This window comes from Gammaproteobacteria bacterium, assembly GCA_021647245.1.
Taxonomy (GTDB): Bacteria; Pseudomonadota; Gammaproteobacteria; order RBG-16-57-12; family RBG-16-57-12; genus JAFLJP01.
In genome coordinates this window covers 30,681-52,500 of the sequence record JAKIVC010000018.1, presented here as the reverse complement: position 1 = coordinate 52,500, position 21,820 = coordinate 30,681, and the positions used below count along the sequence as shown (strand labels likewise).

Annotated in this window: 32 protein-coding genes (1 of these 32 running past the window's edge); all 32 read right to left on the bottom strand. The window is 48.5% G+C overall.

Annotated features, from left to right (window positions below):
* Window positions 1–972: the 5' portion of a DNA-directed RNA polymerase subunit alpha gene (rpoA, locus tag L3J94_06795; protein MCF6218455.1), read on the bottom strand. 21 nt of this gene lie to the left of the window's left edge; only the first 972 of its 993 coding nucleotides appear in the window; its start codon is at window positions 970–972; its stop codon lies off the left edge, out of view.
* A 44-nt stretch (window positions 973–1,016) separates the two neighbouring features.
* Entirely contained in the window at window positions 1,017–1,643 is a 627-nt protein-coding gene (rpsD, locus tag L3J94_06790; protein MCF6218454.1) for a 30S ribosomal protein S4, read from the bottom strand.
* A 13-nt stretch (window positions 1,644–1,656) separates the two neighbouring features.
* A complete protein-coding gene (gene rpsK / locus L3J94_06785; GenBank protein MCF6218453.1) occupies window positions 1,657–2,046 on the bottom strand; it encodes a 30S ribosomal protein S11 in 390 nt (129 codons plus the stop codon).
* 18 nt (window positions 2,047–2,064) lie between these two features.
* Complete coding sequence (gene rpsM / locus L3J94_06780) at window positions 2,065–2,421, bottom strand: 30S ribosomal protein S13 (GenBank protein MCF6218452.1); 357 nt, start codon at window positions 2,419–2,421, stop codon at window positions 2,065–2,067.
* A 78-nt stretch (window positions 2,422–2,499) separates the two neighbouring features.
* Window positions 2,500–2,613, bottom strand: a complete 114-nt coding sequence (rpmJ, locus tag L3J94_06775) for a 50S ribosomal protein L36 (protein MCF6218451.1) — start codon at window positions 2,611–2,613, stop codon at window positions 2,500–2,502.
* A 31-nt stretch (window positions 2,614–2,644) separates the two neighbouring features.
* A complete protein-coding gene (secY, locus tag L3J94_06770; protein ID MCF6218450.1) occupies window positions 2,645–3,997 on the bottom strand; it encodes a preprotein translocase subunit SecY in 1,353 nt (450 codons plus the stop codon).
* Complete coding sequence (rplO, locus tag L3J94_06765) at window positions 3,997–4,431, bottom strand: 50S ribosomal protein L15 (GenBank protein MCF6218449.1); 435 nt, start codon at window positions 4,429–4,431, stop codon at window positions 3,997–3,999. The genes secY and rplO overlap by 1 nt, the downstream gene beginning before the upstream one ends.
* A 1-nt stretch (window position 4,432) precedes the next feature.
* The gene (gene rpmD, locus L3J94_06760; GenBank protein MCF6218448.1) at window positions 4,433–4,618 is read right to left on the bottom strand and encodes a 50S ribosomal protein L30; all 186 of its coding nucleotides are present in this window, start codon (window positions 4,616–4,618) and stop codon (window positions 4,433–4,435) included.
* 3 nt (window positions 4,619–4,621) lie between these two features.
* Window positions 4,622–5,131 (bottom strand): 30S ribosomal protein S5, encoded by a 510-nt coding sequence (gene rpsE / locus L3J94_06755; GenBank protein ID MCF6218447.1) that lies wholly within the window; start codon window positions 5,129–5,131, stop codon window positions 4,622–4,624.
* A gap of 10 nt (window positions 5,132–5,141) precedes the next feature.
* On the bottom strand, window positions 5,142–5,495 hold the full coding sequence (gene rplR / locus L3J94_06750; GenBank protein MCF6218446.1) for a 50S ribosomal protein L18: 354 nt from the start codon (window positions 5,493–5,495) through the stop codon (window positions 5,142–5,144).
* Window positions 5,496–5,510: 15 nt separating this feature from the next.
* Window positions 5,511–6,047, bottom strand: a complete 537-nt coding sequence (gene rplF, locus L3J94_06745; protein MCF6218445.1) for a 50S ribosomal protein L6 — start codon at window positions 6,045–6,047, stop codon at window positions 5,511–5,513.
* Window positions 6,048–6,056: 9 nt separating this feature from the next.
* Window positions 6,057–6,452 (bottom strand): 30S ribosomal protein S8, encoded by a 396-nt coding sequence (rpsH, locus tag L3J94_06740; protein ID MCF6218444.1) that lies wholly within the window; start codon window positions 6,450–6,452, stop codon window positions 6,057–6,059.
* Window positions 6,453–6,485: 33 nt separating this feature from the next.
* Window positions 6,486–6,791 (bottom strand): 30S ribosomal protein S14, encoded by a 306-nt coding sequence (rpsN, locus tag L3J94_06735; protein MCF6218443.1) that lies wholly within the window; start codon window positions 6,789–6,791, stop codon window positions 6,486–6,488.
* Between the two features lie 11 nt (window positions 6,792–6,802).
* On the bottom strand, window positions 6,803–7,342 hold the full coding sequence (gene rplE, locus L3J94_06730; GenBank protein ID MCF6218442.1) for a 50S ribosomal protein L5: 540 nt from the start codon (window positions 7,340–7,342) through the stop codon (window positions 6,803–6,805).
* Between the two features lie 14 nt (window positions 7,343–7,356).
* The gene (gene rplX / locus L3J94_06725; protein ID MCF6218441.1) at window positions 7,357–7,677 is read right to left on the bottom strand and encodes a 50S ribosomal protein L24; all 321 of its coding nucleotides are present in this window, start codon (window positions 7,675–7,677) and stop codon (window positions 7,357–7,359) included.
* A 15-nt stretch (window positions 7,678–7,692) separates the two neighbouring features.
* On the bottom strand, window positions 7,693–8,061 hold the full coding sequence (gene rplN / locus L3J94_06720) for a 50S ribosomal protein L14 (GenBank protein ID MCF6218440.1): 369 nt from the start codon (window positions 8,059–8,061) through the stop codon (window positions 7,693–7,695).
* A gap of 148 nt (window positions 8,062–8,209) precedes the next feature.
* Complete coding sequence (gene rpsQ / locus L3J94_06715) at window positions 8,210–8,470, bottom strand: 30S ribosomal protein S17 (protein MCF6218439.1); 261 nt, start codon at window positions 8,468–8,470, stop codon at window positions 8,210–8,212.
* A 1-nt stretch (window position 8,471) separates the two neighbouring features.
* Window positions 8,472–8,666: a 50S ribosomal protein L29 gene (gene rpmC, locus L3J94_06710; protein MCF6218438.1), complete on the bottom strand. Its 195-nt coding sequence runs from the start codon at window positions 8,664–8,666 to the stop codon at window positions 8,472–8,474.
* Window positions 8,666–9,079 carry a 50S ribosomal protein L16 gene (gene rplP, locus L3J94_06705; protein MCF6218437.1) on the bottom strand — a complete coding sequence of 138 codons (414 nt, stop codon included), beginning with the start codon at window positions 9,077–9,079 and terminating at the stop codon, window positions 8,666–8,668. Before rplP ends, rpmC begins: the two co-directional genes overlap by 1 nt.
* 12 nt (window positions 9,080–9,091) lie before the next feature.
* Window positions 9,092–9,769: a 30S ribosomal protein S3 gene (gene rpsC, locus L3J94_06700; protein ID MCF6218436.1), complete on the bottom strand. Its 678-nt coding sequence runs from the start codon at window positions 9,767–9,769 to the stop codon at window positions 9,092–9,094.
* A 13-nt stretch (window positions 9,770–9,782) separates the two neighbouring features.
* Window positions 9,783–10,115, bottom strand: a complete 333-nt coding sequence (gene rplV / locus L3J94_06695) for a 50S ribosomal protein L22 (protein MCF6218435.1) — start codon at window positions 10,113–10,115, stop codon at window positions 9,783–9,785.
* Window positions 10,116–10,126: 11 nt separating this feature from the next.
* Complete coding sequence (gene rpsS, locus L3J94_06690) at window positions 10,127–10,399, bottom strand: 30S ribosomal protein S19 (GenBank protein MCF6218434.1); 273 nt, start codon at window positions 10,397–10,399, stop codon at window positions 10,127–10,129.
* Window positions 10,400–10,427: 28 nt separating this feature from the next.
* On the bottom strand, window positions 10,428–11,252 hold the full coding sequence (rplB, locus tag L3J94_06685) for a 50S ribosomal protein L2 (protein ID MCF6218433.1): 825 nt from the start codon (window positions 11,250–11,252) through the stop codon (window positions 10,428–10,430).
* A gap of 19 nt (window positions 11,253–11,271) precedes the next feature.
* A complete protein-coding gene (gene rplW, locus L3J94_06680; protein ID MCF6218432.1) occupies window positions 11,272–11,571 on the bottom strand; it encodes a 50S ribosomal protein L23 in 300 nt (99 codons plus the stop codon).
* The gene (gene rplD, locus L3J94_06675) at window positions 11,568–12,188 is read right to left on the bottom strand and encodes a 50S ribosomal protein L4 (GenBank protein ID MCF6218431.1); all 621 of its coding nucleotides are present in this window, start codon (window positions 12,186–12,188) and stop codon (window positions 11,568–11,570) included. The genes rplW and rplD overlap by 4 nt, the downstream gene beginning before the upstream one ends.
* Window positions 12,188–12,844 (bottom strand): 50S ribosomal protein L3, encoded by a 657-nt coding sequence (rplC, locus tag L3J94_06670; protein ID MCF6218430.1) that lies wholly within the window; start codon window positions 12,842–12,844, stop codon window positions 12,188–12,190. Before rplC ends, rplD begins: the two co-directional genes overlap by 1 nt.
* Before the next feature lie 117 nt (window positions 12,845–12,961).
* A complete protein-coding gene (gene rpsJ / locus L3J94_06665; GenBank protein MCF6218429.1) occupies window positions 12,962–13,273 on the bottom strand; it encodes a 30S ribosomal protein S10 in 312 nt (103 codons plus the stop codon).
* A gap of 5 nt (window positions 13,274–13,278) precedes the next feature.
* Window positions 13,279–14,469, bottom strand: coding sequence for an elongation factor Tu (gene tuf / locus L3J94_06660; GenBank protein ID MCF6218428.1), 1,191 nt, complete (start codon window positions 14,467–14,469; stop codon window positions 13,279–13,281).
* A 29-nt stretch (window positions 14,470–14,498) separates the two neighbouring features.
* Complete coding sequence (gene fusA, locus L3J94_06655) at window positions 14,499–16,550, bottom strand: elongation factor G (GenBank protein ID MCF6218427.1); 2,052 nt, start codon at window positions 16,548–16,550, stop codon at window positions 14,499–14,501.
* Between the two features lie 71 nt (window positions 16,551–16,621).
* On the bottom strand, window positions 16,622–17,092 hold the full coding sequence (gene rpsG, locus L3J94_06650) for a 30S ribosomal protein S7 (protein MCF6218426.1): 471 nt from the start codon (window positions 17,090–17,092) through the stop codon (window positions 16,622–16,624).
* A gap of 18 nt (window positions 17,093–17,110) precedes the next feature.
* Complete coding sequence (gene rpsL / locus L3J94_06645; protein MCF6218425.1) at window positions 17,111–17,482, bottom strand: 30S ribosomal protein S12; 372 nt, start codon at window positions 17,480–17,482, stop codon at window positions 17,111–17,113.
* Window positions 17,483–17,594: 112 nt separating this feature from the next.
* The gene (gene rpoC / locus L3J94_06640) at window positions 17,595–21,791 is read right to left on the bottom strand and encodes a DNA-directed RNA polymerase subunit beta' (protein ID MCF6218424.1); all 4,197 of its coding nucleotides are present in this window, start codon (window positions 21,789–21,791) and stop codon (window positions 17,595–17,597) included.
* Window positions 21,792–21,820 lie beyond the last annotated feature (29 nt).

Genomic DNA, 21,820 nt, shown 5'->3' with positions numbered 1-21,820 from the left:
AACACCTGCAGGCGGCCAGCTCTCGAGCGTAAGACCAAGTGACAGACCTCTCTGAGCCAAGACGGTCTTTATCTCTGTAAGGGACTTTTTACCTAAGTTAGGCGTCTTGAGCAGCTCCACTTCTGTGCGCTGCACAAGATCACCAATATAGTAAATCTGCTCTGCCTTCAGGCAATTCGCAGACCTTACCGTCAACTCAAGGTCATCAACTGGGCGTAAAAGAACCGGATCAATCTCTGGCTCTTTTTCTTCTGGCTTTGCAGCTTCAATCGCCTTCAGATCGACAAATGAGGTTAACTGGTCTTGCAAAATAGTAGCCGCCTTACGGATTGCATCCTCAGGGTCAATTGTGCCGTTTGTTTCAAGCTCAAGTATCAGCTTGTCAAGGTTTGTGCGCTGCTCAACACGGGCTGCCTCGACACTGTATGAAACGCGACTAACCGGACTGAAAGAGGCATCCAGAAGGAGGTGGCCAATTGCCTTGTCGCCCTCATCATTTGACTGGCGCTGTGTTGATGGCTGATATCCACGACCTGACTCAACCTTCAAGCGCATTTCGAGGGCACCTTTTTTAGACAGCGTCGCGATAAGGTGTTCAGGGTTGATCAACTCTATATTATGAGGAAGCACAAGGTCAGCGGCAGTAACCGGACCTTCACCTTTCTTGGAGAGGACGATCTCAGCAGAGTCGCCTTCATGCATGACTATGGCAAGACCCTTAAGATTAAGAAGAATCTCAATGACATCCTCTTGCACACCCTCAAGGGCGCTGTACTCGTGGAGAACACCATCAATTTCAGCCTCTACCACAGCCGCACCAGGCATTGACGAGAGCAAAATACGCCGCAGCGCATTCCCTAGAGTATGGCCAAACCCACGCTCAAGCGGCTCCAATGTCACTCGCGCCAAATTATGGCTAACCTGCTGAACATTTACCAGACGCGGCTTCAACAAATCTGTTATTACCTGCATAATTTTCCTCGCAACATTGTTGCCACTAAAGTGATACGAACCGGTTATTTAGAGTAGAGCTCAACCACAAGATTTTCGTTGATATCTGAAGGCAACTCAGACCGTTCAGGCGCAGACTTAAACACACCTTCCATCTTCTTCGAATCAACTTCAACCCATTCGGCAAAACCACGCTGCTGTGCAGACTCAAGAGCCCCTTTAACGCGCAGCTGAGCCTTCGCCCCTTCTCGCACGGCAACAACATCATTTGCTAGCACTGAATAGGATGGAATGTTTACACGGCGACCATTAACGCTTACACCGTTGTGCCTAACCAACTGGCGTGCTTCAGTGCGTGATGCCGCGAAGCCCATACGATATACCACGTTATCTAGACGACACTCCAGCAAGCGTAATAGGTTTTCACCAGTCGCGCCTTTGATTCTATCCGCTTCTTTGTAGTAAAGGCGGAACTGACCTTCGAGAATACCGTAGATACGGCGTAACTTTTGCTTAGCTCGTAATTGCACGCCGTAATTTGAAAGGCGCGCATTCTTTTGTCCGTGCTGCCCTGGTGCATAAGCACGAGTCTCAATAGGGCATTTTGCTGTATAGCATTTCTCACCCTTTAAAAAGAGCTTCTCACCTTCACGGCGACACTGACGACACTTGGGACCAATATACCTAGCCAAAATCTCTCTCCTATTAAACTCGACGCTTCTTAGGTGGACGACATCCGTTATGCGGAATAGGCGTCACATCTGAGATTGTACCAATCTTAAAACCAAGTGAGTTCAATGAACGCACAGCTGATTCGCGACCTGGGCCTGGCCCCTTGACATTTACATCAAGGTTCTTCACACCCATATCGAGCGCTACCTGACCAGCACGTTCAGCAGCTATTTGCGCTGCAAAAGGGGTGCTTTTTCGTGAACCTCGAAAGCCACTGCCGCCAGATGTAGCCCAACAAAGCGCATTACCTTGACGATCACTTATGGTGATTATTGTATTGTTAAAAGTGGCATGCACATGGGCAATACCATCAACAACATTACGTTTTACACGCTTTTTTGCGCGCACTGGAGTCTTAGCCATTCTTATACAATCCCAAAATTATCTTTTAATTGGACGACGAGGCCCTTTCCGTGTCCGCGCATTGGTGCGCGTACGCTGACCACGAAGCGGAAGTCCGCGACGATGACGAATACCACGATAACATCCCATATCCATCAGCCGCTTGATGTTCATGGAAACTTCGCGACGGAGGTCACCTTCAAGAGTTAACTTTGCCGTCTCTGTACGCAATAGCTGAAGCTCAGACTCGGCTAAATCACGAATCTTCGCATCAGTTGCAACACCTGCATTTGCACAAATTTGATGTGCACGGGTACGACCTACACCGTAAATTGCAGTCAATGCAATAACAGTATGCTTATTATCTGGAATGTTTACGCCAGCAATACGCGCCATTCTAAAGTTCTCCTAATTAACACTGCGACCCGGAAAGCGCGCAATAATACTCAATACTTAAATAACTTGCAAGCGCTATTAACCTTGGCGCTGCTTGTGACGTGGTTCTTTACAGATAACACGTACCACACCCTTGCGACGTATAATTTTACAGTTACGGCACAACTTTTTAACAGAAGCACGTACTTTCATATCAATACACTCCAATAGACTTTGTAATTACTTAACGTGGCTTGCCCGCACGACCATAACCTTTAAGGTTGGCCTTTTTCATCATGCCTTCATATTGCATAGACATCAGATGCGCTTGCACTTGAGCCATGAAATCCATAATCACTATAACTATGATCAGCAATGACGTGCCTCCGAAGTAGAAGGGCACATTCCAATACAATATAAGAAACTCAGGCAGTAGACAGACCAAAGTGATGTACCCTGCACCGACAAATGTCAGACGGGACATGATTTTATCAATATATCTAGCCGTATTCTCACCGGGCCTTACGCCCGGGATGAATGCACCAGATCGCTTTAAGTTATCCGCAGTCTCACGCGGATTAAATACCAGAGCCGTGTAAAAAAAGCAGAAAAATATAATCGCAACTGCATAAAAAGTCACGTATAGCGGCTGACCAGGTGAGAGCAAGGTAGCAATATCCTGCAGCCAACCCATACCCTCACCTTGCGCAAACCATCCCGCAATTGTTGCCGGAAACAAGATAATACTTGAAGCAAATATTGGTGGTATTACACCAGCCATATTGAGTTTGAGTGGCAAGTGAGTTGCCTGACCAGCCATCATTTTACGTCCTTGTTGTCGACGGGCGTAGTTTACAGTAATTCTACGCTGACCTCGCTCAACAAAAACAACAAATGCAGTAACTGCAAGCGCCATCACCACAAGGGCAATAACCATCAGCGATGATATCTCACCAACCCTTGCCAATTCGAGTGTCCCACCAATCGCTGAAGGCAAGCCAGAGACGATCGAGGCGAAAATGATAATGGATATACCATTACCTATGCCACGCTCAGTTACCTGCTCACCCAGCCACATAAGGAACATGGTTCCAGCGACCAGCGTCAATATGGTAGTCACCATAAAGCCAGTACCTGGATCGACCACAACCGAGAGCGAACCAATTTTCTGAGACTGCAGTGCAATCGATATGCCCGTCGCCTGGAATGTAGCCAAGACCAATGTACCATAGCGTGTATATTGGGTTATTTTTCGCCTTCCGGCTTCACCCTCTTTTTTCAGCTGCTCAAACTTCGGCACAACCGATGTCATCAACTGCATGATGATGGATGCTGAAATATAGGGCATTACACCCAAAGCAAAGAGTGTCAGGCGCTCAAGAGCACCACCGGAGAACATGTTAAACATGTCGACGATCGTGCCTCGCTGCTGATCAAACAGTGCAGCAAGCGCATCAGGGTTAATCCCTGGGACAGGGATATGTGCACCGATACGGAAAACGATAATCGCACCGAGCAAAAAAAGCAGCCTGCGCTTTAGCTCGCTAAGATTCCCACCGCCTGTCGATGAACCTGCATTCATTCCTGGAGCAGCCATTACGCCTCGATTTTCCCACCAGCTGCTTCAATTGCAGCCCGGGCACCTTTGGTCACACCTAAGCCACTAATTGTGACCGCCTTAGTCACTTCACCCGAAAGAATAATCTTTACTGACTTAATATTGTCACGAATCACATTCGCTGCCTTTAATGACAATAAATCAATAACATCAGCACTAACAGCGTCTATTTCATTGAGACGAACTTCAGCTGTAAAGGCTGCCTTGCGTGAACGAAAGCCAACCTTTGGGAGGCGGCGGTAAAGTGGCATTTGGCCACCTTCGAAGCCGATCTTGGGCATACCACCTGAGCGGGATTTTTGTCCCTTGTGACCACGGCCACATGTCTTACCATGTCCAGAGCCGATACCACGACCTACACGTTTGGCCGCTTTTTTTGCACCCTCGGCAGGCTTTAAAGTATTTAATCGCATCTTAGTTGTCCTCAACCTTAAGCATGTAAGACACTTTGTTAATCATGCCTCGATTCTCAGGAGTGTCTTGCACTTCAACAGTTTGGCGAATGCGACGTATACCCAGACCAGAAACACACGCTTTGTGCGCAGCCAGACGACCACTGGCACTACGCACCAAAGTTACTTTAATCGTACTATTAGCCATCGTTTAGTCCATAATCTCACTAACTGTTTTACCACGCTTAGCAGCCACTTCTTCAGGAGAAGTCATCTCTGCTAGGCCCTTGACCGTTGCACGGACAACATTAATGGGATTGGTGGATCCAATGCACTTAGCAAGCACATTATGCACACCAACCGCCTCAAATACCGCACGCATAGGGCCACCAGCAATAATCCCAGTACCCTCAGATGCGGGCTGCATAAAGACTTTTGCTGCCCCATGAGTTGAGGTAATGGGATGCTGAAGGGTGCCATTCGTGAGGCTGACACTTTTCAAGTTTTTACGCGCTTCCTGCATCGCCTTCTGAATAGCAGCAGGCACTTCACGCGCCTTACCACGACCGAATCCTACTTTGCCGTTACCATCACCAACAACCGTCAGTGCTGTAAAGCCGAAAATACGACCGCCTTTAACTACTTTGGCAACGCGATTTACAGCTACCAGTTTTTCCAACAAATCATCAGAGTTGGAATTATTTTGATCAAATCTAGCCACAATTAACCCCTTAGAATTCCAAGCCATTCTCGCGAGCAGCATCAGCCAAAGCCTTAACACGGCCATGGTATTTGAAGCCTGAACGATCGAAAGCAACCTTGGTGATACCTGCGCTTTTAGCACGCTCAGCGACAATCTTGCCAACTGCAACAGCCGAATCAGCATTGCCAGTGTATTTAATCTGCTCAGCAACACTACTCTCTGCGGTAGAAGCTGAACATACAACCTCTGCACTATTTGGAGCGATAACCTGTGCATATATATGGCGTGGCGTGCGGAATACACACAGACGCGGCACTGCCAGTTCTTTAATTTTAGCCCGACCGCGACGAGCGCGGCGTAAGCGTGATTGTTTCTTATCCATCTCTGAGCCCCTAGGTTATTTCTTCTTGGCTTCTTTCATTACGATACGCTCATCAGCATAGCGTACACCCTTACCCTTATAAGGCTCAGGTGGACGGTAAGCACGAATGTCGGCAGCAGCTTGCCCTACGGCCTGCTTGTCAGCACCTTTTATCACGATCTCGGTCTGAGAAGGTGTTTCAATGGTTATACCTTCGGGTGACTCATAACTCACCGGATGAGAAAATCCTAATGTGAGATTGAGAACTTTTCCTTGTAATTGAGCCCGGTAACCGACACCAACCAGTTTTAATTTTTTCTCAAAACCAGTTGTAACACCAACTACCATATTTGAGAGCAGTGAACGCATTGTCCCAGCCATTGCAACCGCACCTTTCTGGGCGCTGTTACGGACAGAAAACCTCAACTCATTATCTTTTTGCGAGACCTCAACAAAATCATGAACGGTACGCTCTAGGGAGCCCTTCGGTCCTTTTATGGAAACCTGACTTCCCTTGAGCGAGACTTCTACAGCCGCAGGGATCACTACAGGATTATTTGCTATACGTGACATACTTACCCCTTACGCTACAAAGCAAAGAACTTCACCACCACAACCTGCTTTGCGTGCCGCCCGATCGGACATAACACCTGCAGATGTTGAGATGATGCTTACACCAAGACCAGCCATGACCTTAGGGAGTTCGTCTTTACCTCTGTAAATACGCAAACCTGGGCGGCTTACGCGCTTGATCTGGTCAATGACCGGCTTGCCTGAGTGGTATTTAAGCTCAATAACCAACTCGGCTTTAGCTCCCTCACCCTCAAGAGAGGCATTTGAAATATAACCCTCATCTTTCAGAACGACAGCTATTGCCATTTTTTTGCCTGAATACGGCATTGAAACAGTTGCTTTATTTGCACCCAGCGCATTGCGGATGCGAGTCAGCATATCCGCGATTGGATCTTGCATACTCATGATAATTTCTCCTAACGTTAATCAGTATCCAGCCTACCAGCTAGACTTAACTAAACCAGGTATGTCGCCACGCATTGCCGCCTCACGCAGCTTGTTACGAGCGAGACCAAATTTACGATACACACCATGCGGACGGCCTGTAATTTGACAGCGACTACGCTGGCGAACCGGGCTTGCGTCACGTGGGAGTGCATGCAAAGCCTGCATAGCATCGCGGCGCTCCTCAGGAGATAATTCCAAATCTACGGAGCGCTTTTTCAGTTCAGCACGCTTTGTGGCATACTTCGCAACAAGCTTGGTACGCTTGCTTTCGCGATTAATCATTGAAACCTTAGCCATTCGATAAACCCCTAGCTTTTAAATGGGAAGCTGAACGCCGCGAGTAGTGCGCGTCCTTCTTCGTCAGTTTTAGCCGTCGTTGTAACCGTGATATCCATTCCGCGTAAAGCATCGATTTTGTCATAGTCAATTTCAGGGAAAATGATCTGCTCATTTATGCCCATGCTATAGTTTCCGCGGCCATCGAATGACTTCACATTCATACCACGAAAATCACGAACTCGCGGCAATGAGACATTGATCAAACGATCCATGAACTCGTACATACGATAACTGCGCAGCGTTACTTTGCAGCCAATCGGCCAGCCTTCACGCACTTTAAAACCAGCCACTGACTTCCGAGCATTACGGACTATAGGCTTCTGACCCGCAATCTTAGTCATATCACCCAGCGCACTCTCAAGCACTTTTTTATTCACCAACGCCTCACCAAGACCCATGTTAAGGGTAACCTTAGTAATACGCGGCACTTCCATCACACTCTTGTAGCCAAACTGGTCCATAAGCTTCTGAACAACAGTGTCGCGATAAAATTCCTGCAACCTAGCCATAATTCACTACCTAATCAAGCATCAATTAATTCGTTGTTAGATTTAAAGAAGCGTACCTTCTTACCATCTTCTAGCACGCGGAAGCCGACTCGGTCCGCCTTACCAGTTACCGCATTAAAAATCGCCACATTAGAGCCATCAATAGACGCCTCTTGTTCAACGATCCCGCCAGCAACACCACGCATTGGGTTTGGCTTCACATGCTTCTTAACAACACTCACGCCCTCAACAACTAAGCGACCATTGGCATGCACAATACTGACCGCACCACGCTTACCTTTGTCCTTACCTGTGAGAACAACTACCTCATCACCTTTTCTGATCTTACGCATAATTATTATCTCTTTAAATCAGAGCACTTCTGGTGCAAGCGAAACAATCTTCATGAAACGATCACCACGTAACTCCCTGGTAACAGGGCCAAAAATACGCGTACCGATTGGCTCTAGCTTGCTATTCAACAGAACGGCTGCATTCCCATCAAAGCGAATCAGTGAGCCATCGGAGCGCCGCACGCCTTTACGCGTACGCACTACGACAGCACTATAGACATCACCCTTCTTAACTTTACCACGGGGAATAGCCTCTTTAATGCTCACCTTGATGACATCACCAACACCTGCATAACGACGGTGCGACCCACCTAGGACCTTGATACACATCAACTTTCTTGCGCCGCTATTATCGGCCACATCAAGGAGCGATTGCATCTGAATCATTGGCTTTTCTCCAGTTTTTCTATCACACCACTTCTCCCCACACTCAGGGCGCGCATAATAGCACTAATACAAAAAAAACCCAAGTCGAAAAGAAAGCCAACTCGGGCTTTTAGTCATTTACGCAACACCCACCGCAGTGGACGGCATATTATTTTGCTTTTGAGACAACCTCAACCAGCGTCCAAGACTTGGTCTTAGACAAAGGACGGCACTCACTAATGGTAACGGTATCGCCATCATTACAAACATTTTGCTCGTCATGCACGTGAAGCTTTGTGGAGCGCTTAACGTACTTACCATAAACTGGATGACGAACCTTACGCTCAATCATGACCGTGACACTCTTATCCATCTTGCTACTGATAACACACCCAGTCTGGGTGCGTGTAGATTTTGCCTGCTCAGTCATTTTAGGACTCCTGCGTCTTTTGATTCAGAACCGTCTTAACGCGTGCAATGTTCTTACGGACTTCAGCAACCAAACTTGGCTTTGCAAGCTCTCCAGTTCCTTTTTGCATCCGCAAATTGAACTGCTCGCGCAAAAGATTCTGAAGCTCGACATTTAGCTCATCAACAGATTTTTCTCTAAGCTCACTTGCATTCATCACATCACCGTCCGAGTTACAAATGTTGTATTCACAGGTAGTTTTGCAGCAGCTAGCGCGAATGCCTCTCGAGCAAGCTCTTCACTAACACCTTCCATTTCATACAACATTCTACCTGGCTGAACCTCAGCAACCCAATATTCTACGTTGCCTTTACCCTTACCCATCCTGACTTCAAGAGGTTTTTTGGATATTGGCTTATCTGGAAACACTCGAATCCAGATCTTTCCACCACGCTTGATGTGGCGAGTCATAGCACGCCTGGCAGCTTCGATTTGGCGTGCGGTTAACCGACCACGCGTCGTCGACTTCAGGCCAAACTCACCGAAGCTCACCTTGTTTCCGCTTTGAGCAAGACCGCGGTTACGGCCTTTTTGCATTTTACGGAATTTGGTTCGTTTTGGCTGGAGCATACCGCTTCTCCTTTAATTATTTGCTGCGGATTTCTTGGATGCAGTGGCTACCTGGTCGTGAAAACCGATAACCTCACCCTTAAATATCCAGACTTTTACCCCGATAATACCGTAGGTTGTCAAAGCCTCAGCAAAGCCATAGTCTATATCAGCACGAAAAGTATGCAGGGGAACACGCCCCTCACGATACCATTCTGTACGCGCTATCTCTGCACCATTCAAACGCCCAGCAGCCGCAATTCTGATACCTTTCGCACCAAGGCGCATTGTATTAGTAACGGTGCGCTTCATGGCACGACGAAACATAATACGTCGCTCTAGCTGTTGCGCTACATTCTCAGCAACTAGCTGTGCGTCCAGCTCTGGCTTGCGAATCTCTTCGATATTGACATTAACTGGAATGCCCATCATTTTAGAGAGTTCGACTCTGAGGCGTTCAATATCTTCGCCTTTCTTGCCAATCACCACACCAGGCCTGGCCGTGTGAATGGTGATTTTCGCATTACGCGCAGGACGCTCAATCTGAATGCGACTAACTGATGCCTTGGATAAGCGCTTTTTCAGGAATTCACGTACCCTTAAGTCTGCCAACAAATAGCCGGAGAAATCCCGACTGTTCGCATACCACTTAGCGGTCCAATCCTTAGTAATACCAAGACGGATACCCGTTGGATGTACTTTCTGACCCATACCTGCCTCTCAGTTATTTTTCAGCAACCGCCACAGTAATGTGGCAATTACGTTTCAGAATGCGATTTGCACGCCCTTTTGCACGCGGACGAATACGCTTGAATGTCGCCGCTTCATCAACGAAAATCCGAGTAATCTTCAACTCGTCAATATCTGCGCCGTCATTATGCTCTGCATTTGCAATTGCTGACTCAACAACCTTCTTAACGATGGATGCTGCTTTTTTGTTACTGAACATCAGAATTTGCAAGGCACGATCTACTGACAGACCACGAATCTGGTCTGCAACCAGACGGGTTTTTTGCGCAGAGATGCGTGCATTACGATGTTTAGCAATGACTTCCATCTTCACACCCCTTATCTGGACTTTTTGTCGGCGACATGACCACGATATGTGCGAGTTGGAACAAACTCACCCAATTTGTAGCCGACCATGTTTTCAGTAATGAAAACAGGCACATGTTGGCGACCATTATGTATAGCAATAGTGAGCCCGAGCATATCCGGGAGTACCATTGAACGACGTGACCAAGTCTTAATTGGTCGTTTTGTGCCAGCCTCAACCGCCTCACTCACCTTTTTGGCTAAGTGTTGATCGACGAATGGACCTTTCTTGACTGAACGTGGCATTGCTCGCCCTCTTTCCAGTTAAACGAAATTACTTGTTACGACGACGTACGATAAACTTATCGGTACGCTTGTTTTTACGGGTTTTATAACCCTTCGTCGGAACACCCCAAGGAGATACAGGATGACGGCCACCAGAAGTACGACCTTCACCACCGCCGTGCGGATGATCCACTGGATTCATCGCGACACCACGGACGGTAGGTCGACGACCTGCCCAGCGGGCAGCACCGGCCTTACCTAAAGAGCGAAGAGCATGCTCAGAGTTACCCACTTCACCAATTGTCGCCTTGCAGTCAACCCGCACCTTGCGCATTTCGCTTGAACGAAGGCGCAAAGTTGCATATTCACTATCACGAGCAACAAGCTGAGCTGACGTTCCCGCAGAGCGCGCAATTTGCGCACCTTTACCAGAACGAAGCTCAACACAATGAACAGTCGTACCGACTGGAATATCACGCAGCGCCATCGCGCTACCCGGCTTTATGGGTGACTGCTGGCCAGACATTATATCTGAACCAGCAGAAACTCCCTTAGGCGCTATGATGTAGCGACGCTCACCGTCGGCATATTTAATCAGTGCAATGTTCGCGCTACGGTTTGGATCATACTCTAGGCGCTCAACTACACCAGGGATGCCATCCTTATTACGCTTAAAATCAATGATACGGTAGTGCTGCTTATGACCACCGCCACGATGACGAGTGGTAATACGCCCATTATTATTACGACCACCCGTCTTGCTCTTTTTCTCCAGAAGAGGGGCGTATGGTTCGCCCTTATGGAGATCCGGAGTAACCACTCGAACTACAAAGCGGCGCCCAGGTGATGTCGGTTTAAGTTTTACGATCGCCATGATACGAATCCTCTACGAATTACTCGGCGGCGCTGGTGAAATCAATCTCACTACCGGCCTTAAGTTGGACATACGCCTTTTTATAGCCAGAGCGACGACCTTGGATTGCTCCAAAGCGCTTGCGCTTGCCTTTAACATTGGCCACCTGAACGGAGTTGACTTCAACTTCAAACAGAAGCTCTACAGCCTTCTTAATTTCAGTCTTATTTGCGTCAGTAGCCACCTTGAATACGATTTGCTGGTTAGTCTCAGCAGCAATCGATGCTTTCTCAGTAATATGAGGACCGAGTAGAACCTTCATCAAACGCTCTTGGTTCATGCCAAAGCCTCCTCTATTTGCTTGATCGCTCCGACTGTCATCAGCACCTTGTCGTAACCTACCAATGAAACCGGGTCAATCGATGCTGCACTTACAAGGCCAACCTTATGCAGGTTGCGTGATGCAAGGTACAGATTATCGTCTATGGCCTCCGGGACAATCAAAACACTTTCCAAACCCATCGCAGCAAGTTTAGCAACAAGCTCTTTTGTTTTTGGCAGTTCAAGAGAAAATTTATCAATGATAATCAGCCGATCCTGGCGCAGCAACTCAGAGACGATCGAGCGCATTGCGCCACGATACATCTTCTTGTTTACTTTTTGCGAATGATCTTGCGGAGCTGCAGCAAATGTAACTCCACCCGATCGCCACAAGGGGCTGCGGATAGTACCCGCACGCGCACGGCCCGTTCCTTTCTGGCGCCATGGCTTAGCACCGCCACCGCTTACATCCGAGCGATTCTTGTGAGCACGACTTCCTTGGCGAGCACCTGCCAAATAGGCCGTCACAACCTGATGAATTAGCGGCTCATTAAACTCACGCGCAAAGCTCTCATCAGAGAGCTCGACGCTCTTTTTAGACTCTTTTCCTGCTGCTGTAACTAAATTCAATTCCATTACAAACTCCCCTGCGAATTCGCTTTAACCGCCGGGAATACAACAACGTTGCTTCCTTTGGCACCAGGAACTGCCCCTTTAACCAAAAGAATATTGCGCTCAATATCCACACGAACCACTTCAAGGTTTTGAACTGTACGCTGAACATTACCCATCTGACCAGACATCTTCTTGCCCTTGAATACACGCCCAGGGGTTTGACACTGACCGATAGAGCCAGGGGTACGATGGGAAAGGGAGTTGCCGTGCGTCGCATCTTTACCTGCAAAGTGGTGGCGTTTGATGGTGCCGGCAAATCCCTTACCGATCGTAACACCTGCCACATCAACTTTCTGCCCTACCTCAAAGATATCAGCCTTGATCTCTGAGCCTGTCGCAAAATCATTAGTCGCCCCGTCAGTCAGACGAAACTCCCAAAGCCCTCTTCCAGCCTCAACACCTGCTTTTGCAAAGTGCCCGGCCATTGCCTTGGTTACACGCGTCGCACGGCGCGTACCAACCGTCACCTGAATTGCATTGTAGCCATCTTTCTCGAGCCCTTTGAGCTGACTCACACGATTAGGCTCAACTTCGATTACGGTAACAGGCAGAGAACACCCATCTTCCGTAAAAACCCGAGTCATACCGCGCTTGCGGCCTATTACACCAATAGTCATTGTCGTTATCCTCACGCATCGATTTCGATTGACCGACGCTTAATTCAACAAAACTTCAATATAACAACGCCGTACTCCCACTGCGGACAGCACGGCGTTATTAATGAGGGGCGGATTCTAACTTAATTTAATCTGCACGTCTACCCCAGCAGCAAGATCAAGCTTCATTAATGCATCCACTGTCTTTTCTGTCGGATCTACAATATCCAGCATACGCTTGTGGGTACGAATCTCATACTGATCACGCGCATCCTTATTAACATGCGGCGAGGTCAGAATAGTAAAACGCTCTTTTTTGGTAGGCATGGGAATTGGACCCTGCACATGCGCACCCGTGCGCTTTGCAGTATCAGCAATCTCACGTGCGGACTGATCAATCAAACGATGATCAAATGATTTTAGGCGAATACGAATTCTTTGATTAGTCATATCTATTACTCAATAATCTTAGCAACAACGCCCGCACCAACGGTACGACCACCTTCACGGATTGCAAAACGCAGGCCGTCTTCCATTGCGATGGGAGCGATCAGCGATACCGTCATCTGCACGTTATCACCTGGCATCACCATCTCCACACCCTCTGGCAGATCACACGCACCGGTTACATCAGTGGTACGAAAATAGAACTGCGGACGATAGCCGTTAAAAAACGGGGTATGTCGACCACCTTCATCTTTGCTTAGCACATAGACTTCGGCTTCAAACTTAGTGTGGGGGTTAATTGAACCGGGCTGACACAGCACCTGACCGCGCTCAACATCTTCGCGCTTGGTACCCCGTAGCAATAGGCCAACATTATCGCCCGCACGCCCCTCATCAAGCAGTTTGCGGAACATTTCAACACCGGTACAGATCGTTTTAACGGTCTCTTTGATGCCAACAATTTCAACTTCCTCACCTACCTTGACGATACCCCGCTCAATACGACCCGTGACAACAGTGCCACGACCAGAGATTGAGAAAACATCTTCAACCGGCATCAGGAATGCGCCATCAATCGCCCGCTCAGGCTCTGGAATATAGCTATCCATCGCGTCAACCAGTTTAATAATCGCCGGCACACCAATATCGGACTGGTCACCTTCCAATGCTTTCAATGCTGAACCGATGATTACCGGTGTATCATCACCCGGGAATTCATACTTATCCAAAAGCTCACGCACTTCCATCTCAACCAGCTCAAGCAGCTCGTCATCATCAACCATGTCCGCTTTGTTCAGAAACACGACAATATAAGGAACACCTACCTGGCGCGAGAGCAGTATGTGCTCACGGGTTTGTGGCATTGGGCCGTCTGCCGCCGAACAAACCAGAATCGCACCATCCATCTGCGCGGCACCGGTGATCATGTTTTTCACATAATCAGCATGGCCCGGGCAATCAACGTGTGCGTAGTGACGTACATCTGATTCATATTCAACATGTGCCGTAGCAATAGTGATACCACGGGCACGCTCTTCAGGTGCACCATCTATCTGGTCGTAAGCTTTAAACTCACCACCATGCTTTTCAGCCATACATTTGGTGATTGCCGCAGTCAGCGTGGTTTTACCGTGGTCAACATGACCGATGGTACCAACATTAACATGTGGCTTGGTGCGTTCAAATTTTTCTTTAGACACGTGCGATCCTCTCGATAAATCAATTATTCTTAATAAACTTTATTCACTATCTCATCAGAGATGTTTGATGGCGCCTCTGCATATTTTTCAAACTCCATGGAGTAGCTGGCTCGCCCCTGAGTCGCAGATCTCAGCTCAGTTGCATAACCAAACATGGAGCCAAGCGGCACTTCAGCGCGAACAACTTTCCCCATCGGCACATCATCTACGCCCTGAACCAAGCCACGACGGCGGTTAATATCACCCATCACATCACCCATACTCTCTTCGGGTGTAACCACCTCAACCTTCATAACCGGCTCCAGGAGGTAGGGTAATGCTTGTAACGCACCATCACGAAGTGCAATTGAGCCTGCGATTTTAAACGCCATTTCGTTGGAGTCCACCTCATGATATGAGCCACCAATGAGCGCCACCTTAACATCAACCATCGGATAACCTGCGAAGACACCTGACTCCATCTGCTCTTTTACCCCCGCATCTACCGCAGGAATGTATTCAGCGGGTATTGTACCCGCCGCAATTTCACTCACAAACTCATAGCCAGTGCCAGGCTCTTTAGGCTCCAGCCGCAAAGAGACGTGACCGTATTGGTTGCGCGCTCCCATATCTCTAATAAACTTACCTTCAACTTCAACGCTAGAGCGAATTGACTCACGATAAGAGACTCTTGGTGTACCGACATTTGCCGCCACACCAAACTCCCGCTTCATCCTGTCTACAATTATTTCTAGGTGAAGCTCGCCCATTCCTGAAATTATCGTTTGTCCCGAATCAGAATCCACATGCACTCTGAACGAAGGATCCTCTTGTACAAGTCGACTCAATGCCGCCTCCATTTTATCTTGGTCGGCGAGCGTTTTCGGCTCAATCGCAACCGAAACCACCGACTCAGGGAACTCCATTCTCTCAAGAACCACCCGATCAGCCTGGTCGCACAGGGTGTCGCCGGTAACCGTGCACTTAAGGCCCACTGCCGCTGCAATATCTCCCGCATGTACGCCACCGATTTCTTCGCGGCTGTTGGCGTGCATCTGCAAAATTCGACCAATGCGCTCGCGCTTGCCTTTGGCAGGATTAAAAACAACATCTCCCGATTTCAGGCTACCACTATAAACACGGAAGTAAGCCAACGCACCGACAAATGAGTCCGTGGCTATTTTAAATACCAACGCTGAAAATGGCTCATCATCACTTGGATGACGCGCCACTGCCGACTCACCATCCTCACTCAAACCAGCAATTGCCGGCACATCAAGTGGCGAGGGTAAATAATCAACCACTGCATCAAGAAGGGCCTGCACACCTTTATTTTTAAAGGCCGAGCCGCAGACAACCGGTACCAGATCACCCGACAAAGTAGCCGCTCTAATCCCTTTTTTGACATCTACTTCAGACAGAAAACCATCTTCCAAATATCGATCCATCAACTCTTCGGTAGACTCTGCTGCGCACTCGACAAGCTGCTCTCGCAACTCATCACAACATTCGAGCATCTCCGCAGGTATTTCGCATAATTTATAGGTAAGGCCCATATCGGATTCAGACCAATAAATCGCTTTCATAAGGATGAGATCTACAACCCCTTCGAAATTATCCTCTGCGCCAATCGGAACCTGAAGGGCAATCGGATTCGCTCCGAGCCGCTCTTCAATCTGCCCCATTACACGGAAAAAATCCGCACCAGAGCGATCCATTTTATTGACGAAAGCAATCCGTGGAACCTCGTACTTATCCGCCTGCCGCCAGACAGTCTCAGACTGCGGCTCAACCCCACCAACCGCACAAAAAACAGCACAAGCACCATCAAGAACACGCAGTGAACGCTCAACTTCTATGGTGAAATCGACATGACCTGGCGTATCGATAATGTTTATTCGATGCTCGTCATACTGCTTTTGCATGCCACGCCAAAAACATGTTGTCGCTGCAGATGTAATTGTAATTCCGCGTTCTTGTTCCTGCTCCATCCAGTCCATAGTCGCCGTGCCATCATGCACTTCGCCAATTTTATGGGACTCACCCGTGTAAAACAGAATGCGTTCCGTCGTCGTTGTCTTGCCAGCATCAATATGAGCCATAATGCCGATATTTCGATACTGTCCAACAGGGGTTTTACGCACCACTTTAATACAACTCCAGCAAGGGGCTTTTACCAGCGATAGTGGGCAAACGCTTTGTTTGCATCTGCCATGCGGTGCGTATCTTCACGTTTTTTGACTGCAGAACCACGACCTTCAAGGGCATCGATAATCTCGCCCGCAAGACGCAGACCCATACCTTTCTCGCTGCGTTTACGCGCAGCCTCAACCAACCAACGCATGGCAAGCGCCGTTCGACGATCAACACGCACTTCAACGGGCACTTGGTAAGTTGCACCACCCACGCGACGAGACTTAACCTCTACCGACGGACGAACTGCCTCCAGCGCCTTATCCAGTGACTCCAGTGCTTCGCCACCTGACTTCTCAGTCACACGATCCAGTGCACTATAAACAATTTTTTCCGCAACTGACTTTTTCCCATCTACCATCAAGACGTTAACAAGACGAGTTAACGTTTCGCTTCCAAACTTAGGATCGGGTAGTACTTCGCGTTTAGCTGCCGCTTTTCTTCTAGCCATTATCTATTCCTGAAACAATTACTTAGGACGCTTCGCGCCATATTTGGAGCGCCCTTGACGACGAGTGGTTACACCCGCGCAATCCAGGGTGCCACGAACCGTGTGATAACGCACACCAGGCAGATCTTTAACACGACCACCGCGAATCAAAATAACACTGTGCTCTTGGAGGTTATGCCCCTCCCCACCGATATATGAAGTAACCTCCATACCATTGGTAAGACGAACACGCGCCACTTTACGCAATGCTGAATTCGGCTTCTTAGGTGTTGTTGTATACACGCGAGTGCATACACCTCGTTTCTGTGGACATGCATCCAACGCAGGAACGTTGCTCTTTTCAATTTGGCGCTTGCGAGGCTTGCGCACCAACTGATTAATAGTTGTCATATATTTTGCTCCAACCCTACAAATAAGTAGACAGCTGGATATAGCCAGCTGTCTGAATCGCGGAATTCTAGTGATAAAACACTAGTGTGTCAAGTGCTGAGAAAACCCGCAGTTACTCAACACTCTCTTCTACTACTGCTGGCACCGACTCTTCAGCCGCCGCCAGTGCCAATTCGGCATCAAACTGCTCACGACGGTGACGCTGACGCTCAGCATGATAGGCAAGTCCTGTGCCCGCTGGAATCAAGCGGCCCACAATAACATTCTCTTTCAGACCGCGAAGATCATCGACCTTACCATTCACAGCGGCATCGGTCAGGACTCGCGTGGTCTCTTGGAATGATGCTGCAGAGATAAATGAGTCTGTCGCAAGCGAGGCCTTAGTAATACCCAGCAGCACAGAGTCATAAGTACAAACCAGCTTTCCTGCTGCAATCATACGATCATTTTCATCGAGCATACGAGAGCGCTCTACCTGCTCACCCTTAAGGAATTTAGTATCGCCAGCATTGGTAATTTCAACTCTACGCAACATCTGACGAACAATGACCTCGATGTGCTTATCATTGATTTTCACCCCCTGCAAACGGTAAACATCCTGAACCTCATTCACAATGTAATTTGCCAGCGCCGCAATGCCTCGCAGACGAAGAATATCATGTGGAGCGGGAGGCCCTTCTGAAATAACCTCGCCCTTCTCAACGTGCTCACCCTCAAATACTGTAACATGGCGCCACTTTGGAATAAGCTCTTCGTAAACATCCCCCTCATTCGGGGTAATCACTAAGCGCTGCTTACCTTTTGTCTCTTTACCAAACGAAACAGTACCACTCACCTCGGCAAGTATTGCAGGCTCTTTTGGCTTGCGCGCCTCAAACAGATCAGCAACACGCGGCAAACCACCGGTAATGTCCCGCGTCTTAGATGACTCTTGTGGAATACGAGCGACAACGTCACCCACACCCACCTCTGAACCATCCTCTAGGCCTATGATGGCACCAGCGGGTAGGAAATAGTGTGCGGGGATATTTGTTCCTGCAATACAGAGGTCATCGCCATTTTCATCCAGCAGTTTAACCATTGGACGCAGGTCTTTAGCCGTGCCACTGCGTTGCTTAGGATCGATAATCACCAAACTACTCAGCCCAGTCACCTCATCAACCTCACGAGACACCGTGACTGACTCTAGAAAGTCACTAAATCGGACGATACCAGCAACCTCAGTTACGATCGGGTGAGTGTGCGGATCCCAGTCTGCAATGATCTGGCCTGCAGTAACTTTAGCACCATTTTCAACATTAAAAACAGCACCGTAAGGGACTTTGTAGCGCTCGCGCTCGCGGCCATTGGCATCAAGAACAGCCACTTCGCCTGAGCGGGATACTGCCACCATATGGCCCTTGATATGTTTAACCGTCTTGATGTTGTGCAACCGAACGGTGCCGGCAGACTTAATTTCGACACTACTAATTGCAGCTGATCGTGAGGCGGCACCACCAATATGGAATGTACGCATTGTAAGCTGAGTCCCTGGCTCACCGATGGATTGCGCGGCGATGACACCGACAGCCTCACCACCGTTAACCTTATGACCGCGTGCGAGATCGCGTCCATAGCACGAGGCGCAGATACCGAAGCGCGCTTCACAGGTAATCGCAGAGCGCGCTTTAACCTGATCAATTGAGTTCTCTTCAAGCACTGCAACCCATGCTTCATCCAGCAGGGTGCCCGCGGGTGCAATCAGCTTTTTACCACTATTATTCATAACATCTTCAGCAAGAACACGCCCTAAAACACGCTCATGTAAAGGCTCAACAACGTCACCACCTTCAATCAACGGCGTCATTATCAGGCCTCGGATGGTGCCACAATCGTCCTCATTGACAACCATGTCTTGGGCAATATCAACCAAACGGCGAGTCAAGTAACCCGAGTTGGCCGTCTTGAGAGCGGTATCGGCCAACCCTTTCCGAGCACCGTGGGTAGAGATAAAGTACTGTAGAACATCAAGCCCTTCGCGGAAGTTTGCTGTGATAGGTGTTTCAATGATCGAGCCGTCAGGCTTTGCCATCAGTCCACGCATGCCTGCCAGCTGTCGCAATTGAGCCGCGCTACCACGAGCACCAGAATCCGCCATCATAAAGATAGGATTAAATGAATCCTGACGAACCGTATTACCTTCTCGGTCAACCACCTCTTCACTAGAGAGCTTGTCCATCATGGCGCGTGAAACCTGATCATTGGCATGAGACCAAATATCGATTACTTTATTATAACGCTCACCATTGGTGACCAAACCAGATGTGTACTGTGATTGAATCTCCTTAACCTGCGCCTCAGCAGCGGCAAGGATAGTCACCTTTTCATCCGGAATAATCATATCATCCGCACCAAATGAAGCACCAGAGCGTGTCGCATAGGTGAAGCCCGTTGACATCAGCTTATCCGCAAAAATAACCGTATCCTTCAGGCCTACATTTCGATAGCACTCATTAATCAGGTGTGATATCGCCTTCTTAACCAACACCAGGTTGACTAATTCAAACGGAAGACCCTCTGGGAGTATGCCGGAAAGCAGCGCACGACCAACTGTCGTATCGTAGAGTTTGAACGTACTGCTGCGGTTACCTTCCTCATCAATGTCAACCTCTTGAATACGTGCCTTTACCCGCGCATGTATGTCGACGACTTTAGATTCATAGGCACGGTGAACTTCATTAATATCGGCAAACACCATGCCTTCGCCCTTGGCATTAATGCGGTCGCGTGACATGTAGTAGAGACCCAGTACAATGTCCTGTGATGGCACAATAATCGGCTCACCGTTAGCAGGCGACAATATGTTGTTTGTCGACATCATCAGGGTGCGGGCCTCGAGCTGAGCCTCCAGTGAAAGTGGCACATGAACAGCCATCTGGTCACCATCAAAATCAGCGTTATACGCCGCACAAACCAATGGATGCAAGTTGATAGCCTTCCCTTCCACCAACACAGGCTCGAATGCCTGGATACCAAGGCGGTGAAGAGTCGGCGCTCGATTGAGCATGACCGGATGTTCGCGAATCACCTCCTCGAGAATATCCCAAACTTCTGGGCCTTCCCGCTCAACCATCTTTTTAGCCGCTTTTATTGTAGTCGCAAGACCACGACGCTCTAGCTTGCTGAAGATAAAAGGCTTGAAGAGTTCAAGTGCCATTTTCTTCGGCAACCCACACTGGTGAAGCTTAAGAAATGGCCCCACCACAATGACAGAGCGGCCAGAGTAATCCACACGCTTTCCAAGTAGATTTTGACGGAAACGTCCTTGCTTCCCTTTTATCATATCTGCAAGCGACTTGAGTGGGCGACGATTGGTACCGGTGATGGCGCGACCGCGGCGGCCATTATCCATCAAAGCATCAACTGATTCCTGAAGCATGCGTTTTTCATTGCGCACAATGATATCCGGCGCATTGAGATCAAGAAGGCGCTTCAAACGATTGTTACGATTGATAACACGCCGATAGAGATCATTAAGATCAGACGTAGCAAAGCGCCCACCATCAAGAGGTACCAAGGGGCGCAACTCGGGAGGCAGCACAGGTAACACCGTCATCACCATCCATTCTGGACGGTTGCCGGACTCAAGAAATGCCTCGATAAGCTTTAGGCGCTTGCCCAATTTTTTCAGCTTGGTTTCTGACGCAGTCGCTTCCATATCCTCACGCAGCTTTGCTGACTCGGGCTTGAGGTCAATCGCCTTCAAAAGCTCAAGAACAGCCTCAGCACCCATACGAGCATCAAACTCATCGCCAAACTCTTCTATTGCATCGAGGAACCCCTCATCAGAAAGAAGCTGCCCGCGCTCGAGGGTCGTCATTCCGGGTTCTACGACAACAAAAGCCTCAAAGTAGAGCACACGCTCTATATCACGAAGTGTCATATCCAGGAGGAGTCCCATTCGTGAAGGGAGTGATTTCAAAAACCAGATATGTGCAACAGGGCTCGCCAGCTGGATATGGCCCATACGGTCACGACGCACCTTGGAGATTGTCACCTCCACACCACATTTTTCACAAATAACACCACGGTGCTTCAGGCGCTTATATTTCCCACATAGGCACTCAAAATCTTTTACTGGGCCAAAAATTTTGGCGCAAAATAAGCCATCGCGTTCAGGCTTAAATGTACGGTAATTAATCGTTTCAGGCTTTTTTACTTCACCATAAGACCACGAGCGAATCTTTTCAGGTGATGCCAAACCAATACGAATTGCATCAAAGTCTTCCGACTGGTTCTGTTGTTTCAGAATTCTTAATAGATCTTTCAAGGATGTATCTCCTGCAGAACAGCACTTAA

What these genes read in the sequence shown, in the direction of transcription:
- rpsJ (MCF6218429.1), bottom strand. Translation starts at nt 13,273, where the DNA reads ATGACTAATCAAAGAATTCGTATTCGCCTAAAATCATTTGATCATCGT.
- rplP (MCF6218437.1), bottom strand. Translation starts at nt 9,079, where the DNA reads ATGCTCCAGCCAAAACGAACCAAATTCCGTAAAATGCAAAAAGGCCGT.
- secY (MCF6218450.1), bottom strand. Translation starts at nt 3,997, where the DNA reads ATGGCTGCTCCAGGAATGAATGCAGGTTCATCGACAGGCGGTGGGAAT.
- rplW (MCF6218432.1), bottom strand. Translation starts at nt 11,571, where the DNA reads ATGAACCAAGAGCGTTTGATGAAGGTTCTACTCGGTCCTCATATTACT.
- rpmJ (MCF6218451.1), bottom strand. Translation starts at nt 2,613, where the DNA reads ATGAAAGTACGTGCTTCTGTTAAAAAGTTGTGCCGTAACTGTAAAATT.
- rpsS (MCF6218434.1), bottom strand. Translation starts at nt 10,399, where the DNA reads ATGCCACGTTCAGTCAAGAAAGGTCCATTCGTCGATCAACACTTAGCC.
- rpsQ (MCF6218439.1), bottom strand. Translation starts at nt 8,470, where the DNA reads ATGACTGAGCAGGCAAAATCTACACGCACCCAGACTGGGTGTGTTATC.
- rplB (MCF6218433.1), bottom strand. Translation starts at nt 11,252, where the DNA reads ATGGCGATCGTAAAACTTAAACCGACATCACCTGGGCGCCGCTTTGTA.
- rpsG (MCF6218426.1), bottom strand. Translation starts at nt 17,092, where the DNA reads ATGGCTAGAAGAAAAGCGGCAGCTAAACGCGAAGTACTACCCGATCCT.
- rpsC (MCF6218436.1), bottom strand. Translation starts at nt 9,769, where the DNA reads ATGGGTCAGAAAGTACATCCAACGGGTATCCGTCTTGGTATTACTAAG.
- rpmC (MCF6218438.1), bottom strand. Translation starts at nt 8,666, where the DNA reads ATGAATGCAAGTGAGCTTAGAGAAAAATCTGTTGATGAGCTAAATGTC.
- rplF (MCF6218445.1), bottom strand. Translation starts at nt 6,047, where the DNA reads ATGTCACGTATAGCAAATAATCCTGTAGTGATCCCTGCGGCTGTAGAA.
- rpsN (MCF6218443.1), bottom strand. Translation starts at nt 6,791, where the DNA reads ATGGCTAAGGTTTCAATGATTAATCGCGAAAGCAAGCGTACCAAGCTT.
- rplV (MCF6218435.1), bottom strand. Translation starts at nt 10,115, where the DNA reads ATGGAAGTCATTGCTAAACATCGTAATGCACGCATCTCTGCGCAAAAA.
- rpmD (MCF6218448.1), bottom strand. Translation starts at nt 4,618, where the DNA reads ATGGCTAATAGTACGATTAAAGTAACTTTGGTGCGTAGTGCCAGTGGT.
- rpsK (MCF6218453.1), bottom strand. Translation starts at nt 2,046, where the DNA reads ATGGCTAAGACTCCAGTGCGCGCAAAAAAGCGTGTAAAACGTAATGTT.
- rplD (MCF6218431.1), bottom strand. Translation starts at nt 12,188, where the DNA reads ATGGAATTGAATTTAGTTACAGCAGCAGGAAAAGAGTCTAAAAAGAGC.
- rplE (MCF6218442.1), bottom strand. Translation starts at nt 7,342, where the DNA reads ATGGCTAGGTTGCAGGAATTTTATCGCGACACTGTTGTTCAGAAGCTT.
- rplO (MCF6218449.1), bottom strand. Translation starts at nt 4,431, where the DNA reads ATGCGATTAAATACTTTAAAGCCTGCCGAGGGTGCAAAAAAAGCGGCC.
- rpsL (MCF6218425.1), bottom strand. Translation starts at nt 17,482, where the DNA reads ATGACAACTATTAATCAGTTGGTGCGCAAGCCTCGCAAGCGCCAAATT.
- rplC (MCF6218430.1), bottom strand. Translation starts at nt 12,844, where the DNA reads ATGACTATTGGTGTAATAGGCCGCAAGCGCGGTATGACTCGGGTTTTT.
- fusA (MCF6218427.1), bottom strand. Translation starts at nt 16,550, where the DNA reads ATGGCTCATATTGATGCTGGCAAGACAACGACGACGGAACGCATTCTG.
- rpsM (MCF6218452.1), bottom strand. Translation starts at nt 2,421, where the DNA reads ATGGCGCGTATTGCTGGCGTAAACATTCCAGATAATAAGCATACTGTT.
- rpsH (MCF6218444.1), bottom strand. Translation starts at nt 6,452, where the DNA reads ATGAGTATGCAAGATCCAATCGCGGATATGCTGACTCGCATCCGCAAT.
- rplR (MCF6218446.1), bottom strand. Translation starts at nt 5,495, where the DNA reads ATGGATAAGAAACAATCACGCTTACGCCGCGCTCGTCGCGGTCGGGCT.
- rplN (MCF6218440.1), bottom strand. Translation starts at nt 8,061, where the DNA reads ATGATTCAGATGCAATCGCTCCTTGATGTGGCCGATAATAGCGGCGCA.